The following is a 14,633-nucleotide window of genomic DNA, read 5'->3' as shown; positions in this document are numbered from 1 at the left end:
GCGGTCTCGTTTTGATGACTTTTTGATTTGCCCGATATCGCACCGTGCTCTTGAGGCACGCCGAGGGAACTCTAATGAACACATCGATCCTTTTGCTGATACTGGTCCTAATCGGCATCGGCAGCTATCTGCTCGGCAGCCGCCGTGCCGTTGCCCTGTCTGGTGGTCGCCCCTCCAGCATGCATTCCCGTGCCGGTTATCACGGTTCCTACGCGGTCGTCTGGGCGGTGCTGCCCGCGGCGTTCATTCTCTGTGCCTGGCTCATTGTCAGCCCATTGCTCGTCACCTCGGCGGTGCGCGGTAGTTTCCCCGAGGATGTCCGGGCGCAATCCGAAGCGCAGCAGAGCTTGACCTACGGCATGGTAACCTCCATCGCCCGTGGCCTCCAGCGGCTGACGCCGGAGGAAACCGCGCAGGTCGAGGCCGACACGGCTGCGGTCCGGCCGCTTCTGGCATCGAAGGGTGTCGCAATCGCCGGCGATCCCGAACGCTTCATGGTCGATGCCGCCCACACGCTCAACAGCATGACCTCCACCAGCCGTATCGCGATGATCGCCGTCGTGCTGCTGGCCGCGCTCGGCGGCGGCGCCTATGCGCTGCGCGCGATCGCGCCGCGTTTCCGGGCGCGCAACCAGGTCGAGAAAGTCATTCTCGCGGCCCTGCTCGTCGCCTCGTCCATCGCCATCCTCACGACCATCGGCATCGTCTTGTCGATGCTGACCGAGGCGATCCAGTTCTTCACCATGGTCCCGGCGCACCAGTTCTTCTTCGGAACGGTCTGGGATCCGCGTTTTGCAGCGGCAGGCGCTACCGATTCCTCCGGCCAGTTCGGCCTGATCCCGCTGCTCGCCGGCACGCTTTATATCGGCTTCGTCGCCATGCTGGTTGCGGTTCCGGTCGGTCTCTTCTCGGCGATCTACATGGCGGAATATGCCTCGCCGCGCTTCCGCTCCATGGCAAAGCCGCTGCTTGAAGTGCTCGCCGGCATTCCCACCATCGTCTACGGCTTCTTCGCGCTGACGACGGTCGGTCCTTTCCTCAGGGACATTTCCACGCAGATCAACGGTCTGGCGACGGGCAACTACGCCAACTTCATCCAGGCGCAGAGCGTCATCACCGCCGGCTTCGTCATGGGCATCATGCTGATCCCCTATGTGTCGTCGCTGTCGGATGACATCATCACCGCCGTGCCGCGCTCGTTGCGTGACGGTTCGCTCGGCCTTGGCGCCACGCGCTCCGAGACGATCAAGAGGGTCATTATTCCGGCCGCTCTTCCCGGTATCGTCGGTGCCGTGCTGATGACGGCTTCGCGCGCCATCGGCGAAACCATGATCGTGGTTCTTGCGGCCGGTGTTGCCGCCCGTCTGCAGCTCAATCCCTTCGAGCCCATGACCACGGTGACGGTCAAGATCGTCAGCCAGCTTACCGGCGACCTTGAATTCACCTCGCCGCAGACGCTGGTTGCCTTTGCACTCGGCATCACGCTTTTCGCCATCACGCTTTGCCTGAATATCTACGCGCTTTACATCGTGCGCAAATACCGGGAGCAATATGAATGACCGACATCGTTTCTCCCGCAGCCGGTGCTGCCGTCAACAAGGCCACGCGCCGTGATATCGGCATCAAGCGCCGCTATGCCGCCGAACGCCGCTTCCGTGCCTACGGCATGGCCGCGATTTCCTTCGGCCTCATCTTTCTCTTCCTGCTGCTTTTCTCGGTTGTCTCCAAGGGTTACACCGCCTTCCAGCAGACGATGATCACCGTTCCGGTCGAGTTCTCCGAACAGATCATCGATCCGAAGAATGAGCGCGCTACCAATCCGGCAAAGCTGATGACGGCCAATTATCCCGTCATCGCCCGCGATGCGGTCGCCAAGGTCCTTGGCGTTGCGCCGACGGATCGTGCCGGTCTTCGCGCCGTCAACCTCCTGATTTCCGACAGCGTGCGCACGCAGCTTCGCGACATCGTCGTTGCCGATCCCGCCGTCATCGGCACCACGCGCACCGTCACGCTGCTGGCGTCGGGCGATGTCGACAGCGCCTTCAAGGGCCAGGTCGACCTGAAGGCGGATGAAGCCAATCGCCGTATCTCGAACCAGCAGCTCGGCTGGATGAACCAGCTCGCCGAAAGCGGCCAGCTCGGCAAACATTTCAATACCGGCATCTTCGTCAACGGCGCGTCGAGCCGTCCGGAAGCGGCGGGTGTGGGTGTGGCGCTGATCGGCTCCTTCTACATGATGCTGATCGTGCTCGTGCTGTCGTTGCCGATTGGCGTCGCGGCCTCCATCTATCTCGAGGAATTCGCCCCGAAGAACCGTCTGACGGATCTTATCGAGGTGAATATCAACAATCTCGCGGCCGTTCCTTCGATTGTTTACGGTCTGCTCGGCCTCTCGGTCTTCATCAACTTTATGGGCTTTCCGCGCTCGGCCTCGCTGGTCGGCGGCCTCGTCCTGACGCTGATGACTCTGCCGACGATCATCATCGCGACGCGCGCTGCCCTGAAAGCCGTGCCGCCGTCTATCCGCGCCGCCGCCCTCGGCCTCGGCGCTTCCAAGATGCAGACGATCTTCCACCATGTGCTGCCGCTCGCCATGCCCGGCATTCTGACCGGCACCATCATCGGTCTCGCCCACGCGCTGGGCGAAACAGCGCCGCTGCTTTTGATCGGCATGGTGGCATTCGTTGCGAATTACCCGACAACGCCGATGGATCCGTCCACGGCTCTGCCGGTGCAGATTTACATGTGGGCGAACGAAGCCGAGCGCGCCTTTGTCGAAAGGACATCCGGCGCTATCATCATCCTGCTTTTGTTCCTCATCGTCATGAATGTTGGCGCAATCCTGTTGCGTCGCCGCTTCGAACGGCGCTGGTAGAGGGAGCTTGAGCAATGAACATGTTGTCGGAAGCAGCAGTTGAAAAGGCGCTGGACAAAAAAATGAATGAAGTCTCATACAAGATGATCGGCAAGGACGTTTCGGTTTATTACGGCGAAAAGCGCGCGCTTTACGACGTGAACCTCAACGTTCGGGAAAATACGGTGACCGCGCTTATCGGCCCGTCCGGCTGCGGTAAATCCACCTTCCTGCGTACCCTGAACCGTATGAACGACACGATCGACGGTTGCCGGGTCACCGGCAAGATCACGCTCGACACCGACGATATCTACGATCAGGCGATTGACGTCGTGGAATTGCGCGCCCGCGTCGGCATGGTGTTCCAGAAGCCGAACCCCTTCCCGAAGTCGATCTACGAAAACATTTCCTACGGTCCGCGCATCCATGGTCTCGCCCGCAACAAGGCGGATATGGACCAGATCGTCGAGCAGAGCCTGCAGAAGGCGGGTCTCTGGAACGAGGTGAAGGATCGTCTGCACGAATCCGGCACCGGTCTTTCCGGCGGTCAGCAGCAGCGCCTTTGCATCGCACGCGCAGTTGCCGTCAGCCCGGAAGTGATCCTGATGGACGAGCCCTGCTCGGCTCTCGACCCTATCGCGACCGCAAAGGTCGAGGAACTGATCCACGAGCTGCGCACCAATTACACCATCGTCATCGTCACGCACTCCATGCAGCAGGCGGCGCGTGTTTCCCAGCGCACGGCCATGTTCCATCTTGGTCATCTTGTCGAGGAAAACGAAACCGACAAGATGTTCACCAATCCGGACGACCAGCGCACGCAGGATTACATCATGGGCCGCTTCGGCTGATCCCGGCCGGCGCTTTATCGAAACCGAACAAGACTGGTGCTTCTGCCGTGCCCGCTTCCGGGTACGCGCATGCAGGCCAAGCCGGAGGACTAGACCATGACACAGACAACGACCCATTCGCACATCGTTTCCGTTTATGACGATGAATTGAAGTTTCTGACGCGCCGCATCGCCGAAATGGGCGGTCTTGCGGAGCAGATGTGCGCCGACGCCGTGCGTGCGCTCGTCAATTCCGATGCCGCGCTCGCTCAGAAGGTCATTTCCGACGATGCGATCCTCGACCACGCCGAACGCGAGATCGGCGACAAGGCCATCGTCACCATCGCCAAACGCCAGCCGATGGCGGCAGACCTTCGCGAGATCATCGGCACCCTGCGAATTGCAGCTGACCTTGAGCGCGTCGGCGACCTTGGCAAGAACACCGCCAAGCGTGTGATTGCGGTTGCCGGCACCGGCGTGCCGCGCAAGCTTGCCCGTGGCATCGAGCACCTGTCGGAACTGGCGCTGGTACAGCTCAAGGAAGTGCTGGACGTCTATTCCACGCGTTCCGCCGAGAAGGCCAATGCCATTCGCGAGCGCGACGAGGAAATCGACGCCATGTACACGTCGCTCTTCCGTGAGCTTTTGACCTACATGATGGAAGATCCGCGCAATATCACCACCTGCACGCATCTTCTGTTCTGCGCCAAGAACATCGAGCGTATCGGCGACCACGCCACCAATATCGCCGAGACGATCTATTACATGACCACCGGCAGCCAGCCGGAGGGCGAGCGTCCGAAGGACGACAGTTCCAACACCCTCGGTTCGGTGACCGAGTAACAGACAGGCAGCGGCTTGCGGAGTTAGTATATGGTGCCCAAGATTGCAGTTGTGGAAGACGAGGAAGCGCTGAGCGTCCTGCTTCGTTACAATCTCGAGGCTGAGGGATATGACGTCGACACGATACCCCGTGGCGACGAGGCAGAAATCAGGCTGCAGGAACGTATTCCGGACCTTCTTATCCTGGATTGGATGCTTCCCGGCGTTTCCGGTATCGAACTGTGCCGTCGGCTCAGAATGCGGCCGGAAACCGAACGCCTGCCCATCATCATGCTGACGGCGCGCGGCGAGGAAAGCGAAAGGGTTCGCGGTCTTGCCACCGGCGCCGACGACTATGTCGTCAAGCCGTTCTCGACGCCGGAACTCATGGCCCGCGTCAAGGCCATGCTGCGCCGCGCCCGCCCCGAGGTTCTGTCTTCGGTGCTGAAATGCGGGGATATCGAACTGGATCGCGAGACCCATCGCGTTCACCGCAAAAGCCGCGAAGTGCGCCTCGGCCCGACGGAGTTCCGCCTGCTGGAATTCCTGATGACCTCTCCCGGCCGGGTGTTTTCCCGCTCGCAATTGCTGGATGGCGTCTGGGGTCACGATATCTATGTGGATGAGCGCACCGTCGACGTGCATGTCGGACGTCTGCGCAAGGCGCTCAATTTTTCGCATATGCAGGATGTCATCCGCACCGTGCGCGGCGCTGGATATTCAATGGAAGCCTGAGAAAACCGAAACCGATGGTTTCACCCGGGATAAGTTCCCCCAAAATCAGAAGGCCCGAGACCGGAACGGTGTCGGGCCTTTCGATTTTGAACCTTCCGCAAACGCGTATCCTCGTTCTTTTGAAGGTGACAGACGGTCTGCTGAAAGCCGGATTGCGCGGTGAAACCTGACAGTAGGAAGGGCGCGGCACGTCGCCGACGAATTCAGAGCATTTGCCGCGAGGCGCATCGCGGTTTTACATCCGGAGAATGCCCAAGAACAGGGATTGGGAGCGCCTCTTGGACAGCGTGCGCTCTATTCCAGAACCACCTTGGATTTTGCCATAAAAAAACGGGCCCGAAGGCCCGTAGTTTTTGAGTGTCGAATGCGTGCCGCAACACTCAAGCCTTACGACGCTCGCTTACCGGCTGGTAGGCGAGCTTTGCATGGAACTTGCAATAGGGCGAAGATTCCAGTGCTTCACAACCGCAGAAATGGAAATCATCCTTCAGCGGATCGCCGACCGGCCACTTGCAGGTGCGCTCCGTCAGTTCCGTCAGCGTCAGGCGGCGGGAAATCGGCGTAACGACATTTTTGGAGGGAACGTAATCGAGAACTTCGGCGGTCTCGATATCGATCTCCTCGTGCAGCGCCGTTGCCGCGCTCGAGCGGTTCAGGGCGCGTGCAGGTGCTGCGCTGACGCGGGCCGTGAAATTCGTCGCGCGCGGGGCAGGGGCGGCAGTGCGCTTGGGCGCGGAACGCGCTGAAGTAACCGGGCCGCCGGCCTTCACGCGTCCCGGCAGGTTGAGGCGATGGACCTTGCCGATGACGGCATTGCGGCTCACGCCGCCCAGCTGTGCTGCTATCTGGCTGGCGCTAAGCCCCTCGGACCACAATTTCTTGAGTTTTTCGACCCGTTCGTCTGTCCAGTTCATGCCGCTTCTCCGCTCGTCGCGTATAGTGTCGGCAGAATCCTTCTCCGCCTCGCGGGCGTGCCGCGAGCGTGGTTTCTGCCTGATTTTTGGTGACTAGTTCCGCCGCAATGCAGTCTAGTAATTAGCGATTAACCTAGTGCCACGCAGACTCCGTGGCAAGAGTCGCGGGAATCATCTCGAATCGATTTTCCGGTTTTCCCCAACTTGCTGGCGAGTTGAGTCTGAAAGGCAACACCTTGGGCCTCATCCGCCGCCGCCTACTAGGGCTTGAGAAGCCCGGGAAACGCGGACTTTTGTTGACATCGGCAGGCGAAGTGACAATAGTGCCCCTGCCGCCGCGAGGCGGCATTTTTGATTTTCAGGCAAGGGATAACCCCGAAAGCCTATTGACAACCGTCTGACAGCGCATCCGCGCAAGGAGTGATACAGCCATGGCCGAAGCCGCCGCGCCATTGTTCGATACGTTTGCAAGAGCCCCCCTGCGCTTCGAGCGAGGCGAGGGCGTCTGGCTGTTCACGGAAAGCGGCGAACGATATCTGGATTTTGCAGCCGGCGTCGCGGTCAACTCGCTGGGCCATGCCCATCCGCACCTCGTTGAGGCGATCAAGACCCAGGCCGAGAAGGTCTGGCACGTCTCGAACCTTTATGAAGTGCCGGGCCAGGAAAAGCTTGCAAAGCGCCTGACGGAAGCGACATTCGCAGACAAGGTCTTCTTCACCAATTCCGGCGCGGAAGCGCTGGAATGCGCGATCAAGACCGCGCGCCGTTATCATTATTCCAAGGGGCATCCGGAAAAGTTCCGGATTATCACTTTCGAAGGCGCCTTCCATGGCCGCACGCTGGCGACGATTGCCGCCGGCGGCCAGCAGAAATATCTGGAAGGCTTCGGTCCCAAGGTCGAAGGTTTCGACCAGGTGCCGTTCGGTGACGCCGATGCGCTGAAAGCCGCCATCACGGCCGAGACGGCCGCGCTTCTGATCGAGCCCATTCAGGGTGAGGGCGGTATTCGCGCACCAGCCAAGGAATTCCTGCAGCTGCTGCGGTCGCTCTGCGACGAGCACGGCATGCTGCTGATTTTCGATGAGGTCCAGACCGGCGTTGGCCGTACGGGCAAGCTCTTTGCCTATGAGCAGACGGGCGTTGCGCCGGACATCATGGCGGTTGCAAAGGGTATCGGCGGCGGTTTCCCGCTCGGCGCCTGCCTTGCGACGGCGGATGCCGCTTCCGGCATGACGGCGGGCGTGCATGGCACCACCTATGGCGGCAACCCGCTGGCCATGGCTGTTGGCAATGCGGTGCTCGATGTCGTCCTCTCCGAGGGCTTCTTGGAAAAGGTCCGTGATGTCGCGCTGGTCTTCCGCCAGGGCCTTGCTTCGCTGAAGGATCGTTATCCTGACGTTATCGAGGAAATCCGTGGCGAAGGCCTGCTTCTCGGCATCAAGGCCAAGGTTCCATCGGGCGAGCTGCTGCAGGCCATGCGCGCCGAGCATCTGCTTGGCGTGCCTGCGGGCGACAACGTCATCCGTCTCCTGCCGCCGCTCGTCACCACGGCGGAAGAGGCTCGTGATGGTCTGTCACGCGTGGAAGCGGCTGCCGCTTCGCTGACAGCGAAACAGGCAAAAATCGCCTGAGGAAACAATAAAGGGCGGGCCTCTTCCCCGAGGCTCGCGAGCATGGGACAGTTTGAAATGGCTTCACCTAAACATTTTCTCGACCTGTCGGCCGTCAGCTCGCAGGACCTGCGGGCAATTCTCGACGATGCCCGCGCACGCAAGGCGGCCACCAAGGCCGGAACGGCGGAAAAGCCGCTTGCCGGCAAGATGCTGGCTATGATCTTCGAAAAGCCTTCCACCCGCACCCGCGTCTCCTTCGATGTCGGCATGCGCCAGCTCGGTGGCGAGACGCTTTTCCTCTCCGGTACGGAAATGCAGCTCGGTCGCGCCGAAACGATTGGCGATACGGCCAAGGTGCTGTCGCGTTACGTCGACGCCATCATGATCCGCACGACGGATCATTCGCGCCTGCTGGAGCTTGCCGAGCACGCGACGGTGCCGGTCATCAACGCCCTGACGGATGACACGCATCCCTGCCAGATCATGGCGGATATCATGACCTTCGAGGAACATCGCGGCCCGGTCAAAGGCAAGACCATTGCCTGGACGGGTGACGGCAATAACGTCCTGCATTCCTTCGTCGAAGGCTCGGCGCGTTTCGGTTACCGCATGACGATGGCAGTGCCCATGGGCTCCGAACCGCATGACAAGTTCCTGAACTGGGCGCGCAACAATGGCGGCGAAATCATGCTGTGCCACGACGCCGACAAGGCTGTTGCGGGTGCGGACTGTGTCGTCACCGATACCTGGGTGTCCATGAACCAGGAACACAAGGCGCGCGGCCACAACATCTTCCAGCCCTATCAGGTGAATGAAGCCCTGATGGCCAAGGCGGAAAAAGACGCGCTGTTCATGCATTGCCTGCCGGCCCACCGCGGTGAGGAAGTGACGGATGCCGTGATCGACGGCCCGCAATCCGTCGTCTTCGACGAGGCGGAAAACCGCCTCCACGCGCAGAAGTCGATCATCGCATGGTGCATGGGCGTCATCTGAGCAATGGCCCGGCCTGACACGCGTCACGCCGGGTGCTTGAACTTGCGCGCATAGATTACCATCTGTGGGACTTCGAAGAGGCTCGTCGGTTTTGCTGGCGGGCCATTGTCACGATTTGCACGTTTTTCCCCGGAAGCGGTTTCTCTTCCCGGATCTCTGTGCGACAAGCGAAAAAAGCACATTTTAAAAGCCGGACTTTTGGACGGTAGCGGCGCCACGGCTGCGCCAGGGAGTATGACATGGCAGATGTAACGGTTGAACTGGACGATCTCGATTTTGCTGGCGACGACAAGGTTGTGCCCTTTCAGGTCGAAGGTCTGGATGTGCGCGGCCGCGCCGTGCAGGTGGGTCCGCTGCTGAATGCCATTCTCGAACGGCATGACTATCCCCCGGCGGTCGCCCGCCTGCTGGCGGAAGCGACCGTTCTGACGGCGCTGATCGGCACGTCGCTCAAGTTTTCCGGCAAGCTGACCGTCCAGACCAAGGGTGACGGCCCGGTCGACCTTCTGGTTGCGGATTTCACCGCGCCGGAAAGCATGCGCGCCTATGCCCGTTTCGATGAGGAGCGGCTGGCGGAGGCGATTGCGGCCGGGGCGACGTCGCCGGAGCAATTGCTCGGCAACGGCATTCTGGCCTTCACGATCGATCAGGGGGCGGGCATGCAGCCCTATCAGGGCATCGTGCCGCTCGATGGCTCCTCGCTGGAAGACATTGCCGGGGTTTATTTCCGCCAGTCGGAACAGCTTCCCACCCGCGTGCGGCTGGGCGTTGCCGAGTTCTTCGACCGCGATGGCGAAGGCAAGCCGCGTCATGGCTGGCGTGCGGGCGGCGTTATTGCGCAGTTCCTGCCGCAGGCGCCCGAGCGGCTGCGCATGCGCGACCTGCATGGCGGCGATGGCGATGAGGGCGGTCATGAGGTGCAGGAAGACGATGCCTGGACCGAAGCCGTCACGCTGTTGAACACGGTTGATACCGACGAGCTGACCGATCCGCAGGTGCCGGTGGAACGTCTTCTCTTCCGGCTTTTCCATGAGAGCGGTGTGCGCATCTATGAGCCGCAGGCGGTTTTCGACCGTTGCAGCTGCTCGCGGGACAAGATCAAGGGCGTGCTGTCCGGCTTCACCGCCGAGGAGATCGAGGCGAGCGAGGAAGACGGCGCCATTGCCGTGACTTGCGAGTTCTGCTCCACGACCTATCGCTACGATGTCAGCGAATTTGAAAATGCCTGAATGAAAGCCGCGTCCTGAAGGCGCGGCTTTTTCATTGCCGGATGAGTGTCAGTTCAGGACCCGCATCAGGCCGGGTGAATCCAGCGAAAAAGCGGGGATGGTGACGTTGAACACCTCGCCATTTTCCGTTTCCATTTCATAATGGCCAAACATCAGGCCGGAAGGTGTATCCAGCGGGCAGCCGGAGGAATATTCGTAGCTGTCGCCGGGTTTCAAATGCGGCTTCTCACCCACGACGCCCGGCCCATAGACCTCATCCACCTGTCCGTTCTGATCGGTGATGTGCCAGTAGCGATTGACGAGGGTAACCGGAATATCGGAATTGTTCGCGATCACGACTTTGTAGCCCCAGACGTAACGATCGTCATCCGGGTCGGATTGTTCCTCGAGATAATACGGATCGACCGTTACCTCGATATCCCTTGTCAGAGCACGATACATACGCGCCACACCTCGATATTATGCCTGCCGCCGCATCCTACACTATAGGCTCTGGCTATCGTCAAGAAAATGAATGACTTGACGGGCAGGAGGCGTCTCCTGTTGCGCTGTTTTCCACCGTTAGGGATAACGGTAAAGGTAAATATTGGTTGCCTGAAGCGGTCTTTTCGGACCGTGCAGGCGAACCATGGCCCGACACGCGGTCAGGCCATGGCAATTTGCCGATTGAATTTTCAGGCCGAAACGGCCGCCAGACCCTTTGCCAGATCTTCCAGCAGATCGTCGGTATCCTCGATGCCGCAGGAAAGGCGCAGGGTGCCGCCGGAAATACCGAGTTCGGCACGCGCCTCGTCGGTGAGGTTCTTGTGCGTCGTCGTGCCGGGGTGGGTGATGAGGCTCTTGGCGTCGCCGAGATTGTTGGAAATCTTCACGATTTCCAGCGCGTTCTGCAGCTTGAAGGCTGCTTCCTTGCCACCCTTCAGTTCGAAAGCCACAAGCGTCGAGCCGCCGGACATCTGCCGGGCGATGATGTCCGCCTGCGGGTGGTCGGCGCGGCCGGGATAGATGACCTTGGCGACCTTGCCGTTATCGGCGAGAAAATCGGCGATTTTGCCGGCATTGGCCGTCTGCTGTTTGACACGCAGCGGCAGGGTCTCGATGCCTTTCAGAAGCGTCCAGGCATTGAAAGGCGACATGGCAGGGCCGGTATGGCGGAAATAGTCCTGCAGCTCTTCCTCGATCCACTTCTTGTCGGAAAGGATCACGCCGCCAAGGCAGCGGCCCTGGCCGTCAATATGTTTGGTGGCCGAATAAACGACGATATGCGCGCCGAGTTCGAGCGGCTTCTGGAAAAGCGGTGTGGCAAAGACGTTGTCGACCACCACTTTCGCACCGATCTGGTTGGCGAGCTTCGCCACGCCGGCAATATCCACCACTTCGAGCGTCGGATTGGTCGGGCTTTCGAGGAAGAACAGCCTGGTGTTCGGCTGGATCGCCTTTTCCCAGTTGCCGAGATCGCGTCCGTCGATCAGCGTGCATTCGATGCCGTATTTCGGCGCAAGCGTTTCGACCACCCAGCGGCAGGAGCCGAAGAGGGCGCGGGCAGCAACGATATGGTCGCCGGCGCGCAGCTGACACATGATGGCGGCGGTGACGGCGGCCATGCCCGACGCAAGTGCGCGGGCGTCTTCAGCGCCTTCCAGCAGGCACATGCGCTTTTCGAACATGTCATTGGTGGGGCTCGCATAGCGGGCGTAGATGAACCCATCCGTTTCACCCTTGAAGCGCGCTTCGGCGGCTTCGGAGTTTTCGTAGACGAAACCCTGGGTCAGATAGATCGCTTCCGACGTTTCACCGTAAGGGGAGCGTAGCGTACCGCCGTGAACGAGCTGGGTTGCCGGGCGCCATTTATTGCTCATGTGATCACCTTCAAAACAAAAAAACCGGCCGCAAAAGCAGACCGGTTCCTAGCACCCGGTCTTTTTAGCCACTTGTTTAACGTGGCTGCAAGCCGACCGGCCAAATCACCACGGGATAAGCTTGCCATACTGCCGTTACCGGCTTGCGTCAATGCTTTCCTTTTGGTTTTGTCGCCGTAAAAAGGAATGATGACCATGACCAGAACCACGGGCATTTTGGCGGATGGCGCAATCAAGGCGCTGTTTGCGGGCGGCAAGCTGAAGAGCGAGGCCGACCTCGATGCTGACCAGGTGCAGCCCGCCAGCCTTGATCTCAGGCTCGGCTCGAAGGCCTATCGCGTGCGCGCCAGTTTCATGCCCGGCCCCGGAAACCGCGTCATCGACAAGCTCAATCGTCTCAGCCTGCACGAGATCGACCTCACCCACGGCGCGGTGCTGGAAACCGGTTGTGTCTATATCGTTCCCTTGATGGAAAGCCTTGCGCTGCCGGTGGACATGTCGGCCTCGGCCAATCCGAAAAGCTCGACCGGCCGTCTCGATATCTTCACCCGCGTCATGACTGACAGCGCGCAGGAATTCGACAAGATACCGGCGGGTTATGCCGGCCCGCTCTATCTGGAAATCAGCCCGCGCACCTTCCCCATCGTGGTGCGACGCGGCTCGCGCCTGTCGCAGATTCGCTTCCGCATCGGCCATTCGCTGCTCAACGAAAGTGAATTGCTGAAGCTGCACGAGACGGAAACGCTGGTTGCCAGCGACACGCCCAACGTGACCGGCGGCGGCATCGCGCTCTCGATCGACCTCAAGGGTTTCGGCGAAAACGGGTTGATCGGTTATCGCGGCAAACATCATACGGCGGTGGTGGATGTCGACAAGAAGGCCCAGCACGACGTTCTCGATTTCTGGGAGCCGCTCTACGCGCGCGGCCGTGCCGAACTGATCCTCGACCCGGATGAATTCTATATTCTCGTCTCGCGCGAAGCCGTCCACGTTCCACCGCTCTATGCGGCTGAAATGACACCCTTCGACCCGCTGGTGGGCGAATTCCGCGTGCACTACGCCGGCTTCTTCGATCCCGGCTTCGGCCATGCGCAGGCCGGCGGCACAGGCAGCCGCGCTGTGCTCGAAGTCCGCAGCCACGAGGTTCCATTCATCCTGGAACACGGCCAGATCGTCGGCCGGCTGGTTTACGAGCATATGCTGCAGAAACCGGAAGGCCTCTATGGCACCGGCCTCGGCTCGAATTATCAGGCGCAGGGGCTGAAGCTCTCCAAGCATTTTCGCGCCGAATAACCAACCCGGCAGGTGCTTGACACCCGCTGCGAACTATCCGATGTCTTATGCGCGGCGCGGGTGTAGCTCAATGGTAGAGCAGCAGCTTCCCAAGCTGAATATGCGGGTTCGATTCCCGTCGCCCGCTCCACCTTATTTCTCAGGGCTTTCCGTCGTTTTAGCCCCTCAAAAAACAGGCGAGTTTTACAGCCAGTTTTACAAGTTATGTTCGCGTTCTGGCCTCGTTTAGCTGCCGGATCATTTCTTTCGTGGCGGAATTTCGGCCCACATAACGGCGAATAATTTTCTCAACCGTCTCCTCCTCCCACGCCATAATTTCAGCGATCACGCGCACCGACAGACCCGCGATATAGAACTTTGTCGCGGCGGTCCCTCGCAAGTCGTGGAAGTGCAGATCGCGCTCAAGCATGTTCGTCTTTTCTTTCGCGCGCCAGAACATCGTATTTAGGCCGCTCGGCTTCCATGGCTTCTTTTTGGAGCTGGTGAGGATGACCGGCGAGCGCTTCGGAATGCGATCAAGAATTTCGTTCAATGCGTCGTAGCGCGGTATGATCGCCTCGCGCTTGTGCTTGCTCTTGCCCGTCGAAATGATGATGGCATCGGGGCCGACATGCGACCATGACAGTTTCAGCAGATCGCTGACGCGCAACCCTGTATGGGCGGCGAGGTCGATAACCCATTTCACCTCGTCAGAACATCCAGCTTTCACCTGCGCAATGTCGGCGTCCGTCCATATGATTTCGGATCGGTCGGAACTGTAAAGGTGCTTGATGCCTTCGGCGGGATTGGCGCTAAGTTTGCCCATCGGGTCCACGCCGTGGGACAGGATGCGGGAAAGAACCTGCATTCCGGTGTCTGCGGCGCGGGGCGTCTCGCTGTACTGGCCACGCCATTGCCGGATGCGGGGCCGGATTTTATCGGTGCGGTTGAACTGCGCAATGCTCAGATTGCCGAAATATTCGGAAATGCGATCAATCCACGGCGACCAGACGCGCTTCGTTGAGTCGGCGAGCTTCTTGAATTCCGTCGCTTTGTAGTGGGTGATGATGGAGCGGAAGCGACCGCTTTCCGGCTCCATGCGGCTCGCCACGGCTTCGTTGTAGGATGCCATGAAAGCGGCTGTTCCGGGCTGGCCTTCGAGCCTTGGGCCACCGCGCCAAGCGTAATAGTAAATATTGCCCTTGGCCCTAACGGTGTGGATGCCCTTTAGCTCAACTGTGACCATGCTTCTTATCAAACTCCGCAAGCTCGCGGTCCAGATCGTCTTCGTCGTTCTGTGCCGGTGGCGTAAAATGCCATCGAAATGTGCCGTCTGGCAATGTGTCCAGTGCAGTCGGCGTCATACCGTTCTTTTTGAGCGCTTCAAGGGTCGCGTTTACGTCGCGAATTCGAAGTGTCGGGCGGCGCGTTTTTTTTGAGTGGTTACCGACCTGTGCCATGCGGCCTCCATCGATTTTCGCTCTCAATCGCCTTAGAGACTAAGCTGCGGTC

Annotated in this window: 14 protein-coding genes, 1 tRNA gene and 1 riboswitch; of the genes, 10 read left to right on the top strand and 5 right to left on the bottom strand. The window is 60.0% G+C overall.

Going from position 1 to position 14,633, the window contains the following annotated elements; all coding sequences use genetic code 11:
• Nucleotides 1–74 precede the first annotated feature (74 nt).
• The 5 genes from pstC to phoB all read left to right on the top strand — a co-directional run bounded on the left by pstC (nt 75) and on the right by phoB (nt 5,241).
• A complete protein-coding gene (pstC, locus tag ACIK7D_RS05935) occupies nt 75–1,559 on the top strand; it encodes a phosphate ABC transporter permease subunit PstC (RefSeq protein ID WP_137002843.1) in 1,485 nt (494 codons plus the stop codon).
• A complete protein-coding gene (pstA, locus tag ACIK7D_RS05930; RefSeq protein WP_137002844.1) occupies nt 1,556–2,875 on the top strand; it encodes a phosphate ABC transporter permease PstA in 1,320 nt (439 codons plus the stop codon). The genes pstC and pstA overlap by 4 nt, the downstream gene beginning before the upstream one ends.
• 14 nt (nt 2,876–2,889) lie before the next feature.
• Nucleotides 2,890–3,705 carry a phosphate ABC transporter ATP-binding protein PstB gene (gene pstB / locus ACIK7D_RS05925; protein ID WP_003519986.1) on the top strand — a complete coding sequence of 272 codons (816 nt, stop codon included), beginning with the start codon at nt 2,890–2,892 and terminating at the stop codon, nt 3,703–3,705.
• Nucleotides 3,706–3,801: 96 nt separating this feature from the next.
• The gene (phoU, locus tag ACIK7D_RS05920; RefSeq protein WP_003519985.1) at nt 3,802–4,527 is read left to right on the top strand and encodes a phosphate signaling complex protein PhoU; all 726 of its coding nucleotides are present in this window, start codon (nt 3,802–3,804) and stop codon (nt 4,525–4,527) included.
• Between the two features lie 30 nt (nt 4,528–4,557).
• The gene (gene phoB, locus ACIK7D_RS05915; RefSeq protein ID WP_003493692.1) at nt 4,558–5,241 is read left to right on the top strand and encodes a phosphate regulon transcriptional regulator PhoB; all 684 of its coding nucleotides are present in this window, start codon (nt 4,558–4,560) and stop codon (nt 5,239–5,241) included.
• 380 nt (nt 5,242–5,621) lie between these two features.
• Here the strand turns inward: phoB and ACIK7D_RS05910 are convergent, their stop codons facing one another.
• Entirely contained in the window at nt 5,622–6,155 is a 534-nt protein-coding gene (locus ACIK7D_RS05910; RefSeq protein WP_400155823.1) for a GcrA family cell cycle regulator, read from the bottom strand.
• A gap of 431 nt (nt 6,156–6,586) precedes the next feature.
• Here ACIK7D_RS05910 and ACIK7D_RS05905 point away from each other — a divergent pair, with 431 nt between their 5' ends.
• The 3 genes from ACIK7D_RS05905 (at nt 6,587) to ACIK7D_RS05895 (ending at nt 9,990) form a co-directional block, all read left to right on the top strand.
• Nucleotides 6,587–7,786: an aspartate aminotransferase family protein gene (locus tag ACIK7D_RS05905; protein ID WP_400155822.1), complete on the top strand. Its 1,200-nt coding sequence runs from the start codon at nt 6,587–6,589 to the stop codon at nt 7,784–7,786.
• A 57-nt stretch (nt 7,787–7,843) separates the two neighbouring features.
• On the top strand, nt 7,844–8,761 hold the full coding sequence (gene argF, locus ACIK7D_RS05900) for an ornithine carbamoyltransferase (protein WP_003519982.1): 918 nt from the start codon (nt 7,844–7,846) through the stop codon (nt 8,759–8,761).
• A 239-nt stretch (nt 8,762–9,000) separates the two neighbouring features.
• Nucleotides 9,001–9,990 carry an Hsp33 family molecular chaperone gene (locus ACIK7D_RS05895; protein ID WP_080817974.1) on the top strand — a complete coding sequence of 330 codons (990 nt, stop codon included), beginning with the start codon at nt 9,001–9,003 and terminating at the stop codon, nt 9,988–9,990.
• A gap of 48 nt (nt 9,991–10,038) precedes the next feature.
• Here ACIK7D_RS05895 and apaG read toward each other — a convergent pair whose 3' ends face one another.
• Together apaG and ACIK7D_RS05885 are read right to left on the bottom strand one after the other, a co-directional pair.
• Nucleotides 10,039–10,431: a Co2+/Mg2+ efflux protein ApaG gene (apaG, locus tag ACIK7D_RS05890; protein ID WP_003503545.1), complete on the bottom strand. Its 393-nt coding sequence runs from the start codon at nt 10,429–10,431 to the stop codon at nt 10,039–10,041.
• 233 nt (nt 10,432–10,664) lie between these two features.
• On the bottom strand, nt 10,665–11,849 hold the full coding sequence (locus ACIK7D_RS05885; protein ID WP_080817971.1) for an O-succinylhomoserine sulfhydrylase: 1,185 nt from the start codon (nt 11,847–11,849) through the stop codon (nt 10,665–10,667).
• A 43-nt stretch (nt 11,850–11,892) separates the two neighbouring features.
• Nucleotides 11,893–11,971, bottom strand: a riboswitch (SAM riboswitch).
• Between the two features lie 73 nt (nt 11,972–12,044).
• On the opposite strand from ACIK7D_RS05885, the gene ACIK7D_RS05880 reads away from it, so the two are divergent.
• Together ACIK7D_RS05880 and ACIK7D_RS05875 are read left to right on the top strand one after the other, a co-directional pair.
• Nucleotides 12,045–13,142, top strand: a complete 1,098-nt coding sequence (locus ACIK7D_RS05880; protein WP_137002848.1) for a 2'-deoxycytidine 5'-triphosphate deaminase — start codon at nt 12,045–12,047, stop codon at nt 13,140–13,142.
• A gap of 56 nt (nt 13,143–13,198) precedes the next feature.
• A tRNA-Gly gene (locus ACIK7D_RS05875) sits at nt 13,199–13,272 on the top strand.
• A 72-nt stretch (nt 13,273–13,344) separates the two neighbouring features.
• Here the strand turns inward: ACIK7D_RS05875 and ACIK7D_RS05870 are convergent.
• Both ACIK7D_RS05870 and ACIK7D_RS05865 read right to left on the bottom strand, forming a co-directional pair.
• Complete coding sequence (locus tag ACIK7D_RS05870) at nt 13,345–14,367, bottom strand: tyrosine-type recombinase/integrase (protein WP_400155821.1); 1,023 nt, start codon at nt 14,365–14,367, stop codon at nt 13,345–13,347.
• Nucleotides 14,354–14,581 (bottom strand): hypothetical protein, encoded by a 228-nt coding sequence (locus ACIK7D_RS05865; protein WP_400155820.1) that lies wholly within the window; start codon nt 14,579–14,581, stop codon nt 14,354–14,356. The genes ACIK7D_RS05870 and ACIK7D_RS05865 overlap by 14 nt, the downstream gene beginning before the upstream one ends.
• Nucleotides 14,582–14,633 lie beyond the last annotated feature (52 nt).

The organism is Agrobacterium sp. P15N1-A, from assembly GCF_044626815.1.
In the GTDB taxonomy this organism is placed as follows: Bacteria; Pseudomonadota; Alphaproteobacteria; order Rhizobiales; family Rhizobiaceae; genus Agrobacterium; species Agrobacterium leguminum.
This window is presented reverse-complemented; position numbering and strand designations above follow the sequence as displayed.

What these genes read in the sequence shown, in the direction of transcription:
- pstC (WP_137002843.1), top strand. Translation starts at nt 75, where the DNA reads ATGAACACATCGATCCTTTTGCTGATACTGGTCCTAATCGGCATCGGC.
- pstA (WP_137002844.1), top strand. Translation starts at nt 1,556, where the DNA reads ATGACCGACATCGTTTCTCCCGCAGCCGGTGCTGCCGTCAACAAGGCC.
- pstB (WP_003519986.1), top strand. Translation starts at nt 2,890, where the DNA reads ATGAACATGTTGTCGGAAGCAGCAGTTGAAAAGGCGCTGGACAAAAAA.
- phoU (WP_003519985.1), top strand. Translation starts at nt 3,802, where the DNA reads ATGACACAGACAACGACCCATTCGCACATCGTTTCCGTTTATGACGAT.
- phoB (WP_003493692.1), top strand. Translation starts at nt 4,558, where the DNA reads ATGGTGCCCAAGATTGCAGTTGTGGAAGACGAGGAAGCGCTGAGCGTC.
- ACIK7D_RS05910 (WP_400155823.1), bottom strand. Translation starts at nt 6,155, where the DNA reads ATGAACTGGACAGACGAACGGGTCGAAAAACTCAAGAAATTGTGGTCC.
- ACIK7D_RS05905 (WP_400155822.1), top strand. Translation starts at nt 6,587, where the DNA reads ATGGCCGAAGCCGCCGCGCCATTGTTCGATACGTTTGCAAGAGCCCCC.
- argF (WP_003519982.1), top strand. Translation starts at nt 7,844, where the DNA reads ATGGCTTCACCTAAACATTTTCTCGACCTGTCGGCCGTCAGCTCGCAG.
- ACIK7D_RS05895 (WP_080817974.1), top strand. Translation starts at nt 9,001, where the DNA reads ATGGCAGATGTAACGGTTGAACTGGACGATCTCGATTTTGCTGGCGAC.
- apaG (WP_003503545.1), bottom strand. Translation starts at nt 10,431, where the DNA reads ATGTATCGTGCTCTGACAAGGGATATCGAGGTAACGGTCGATCCGTAT.
- ACIK7D_RS05885 (WP_080817971.1), bottom strand. Translation starts at nt 11,849, where the DNA reads ATGAGCAATAAATGGCGCCCGGCAACCCAGCTCGTTCACGGCGGTACG.
- ACIK7D_RS05880 (WP_137002848.1), top strand. Translation starts at nt 12,045, where the DNA reads ATGACCAGAACCACGGGCATTTTGGCGGATGGCGCAATCAAGGCGCTG.
- ACIK7D_RS05870 (WP_400155821.1), bottom strand. Translation starts at nt 14,367, where the DNA reads ATGGTCACAGTTGAGCTAAAGGGCATCCACACCGTTAGGGCCAAGGGC.
- ACIK7D_RS05865 (WP_400155820.1), bottom strand. Translation starts at nt 14,581, where the DNA reads ATGGCACAGGTCGGTAACCACTCAAAAAAAACGCGCCGCCCGACACTT.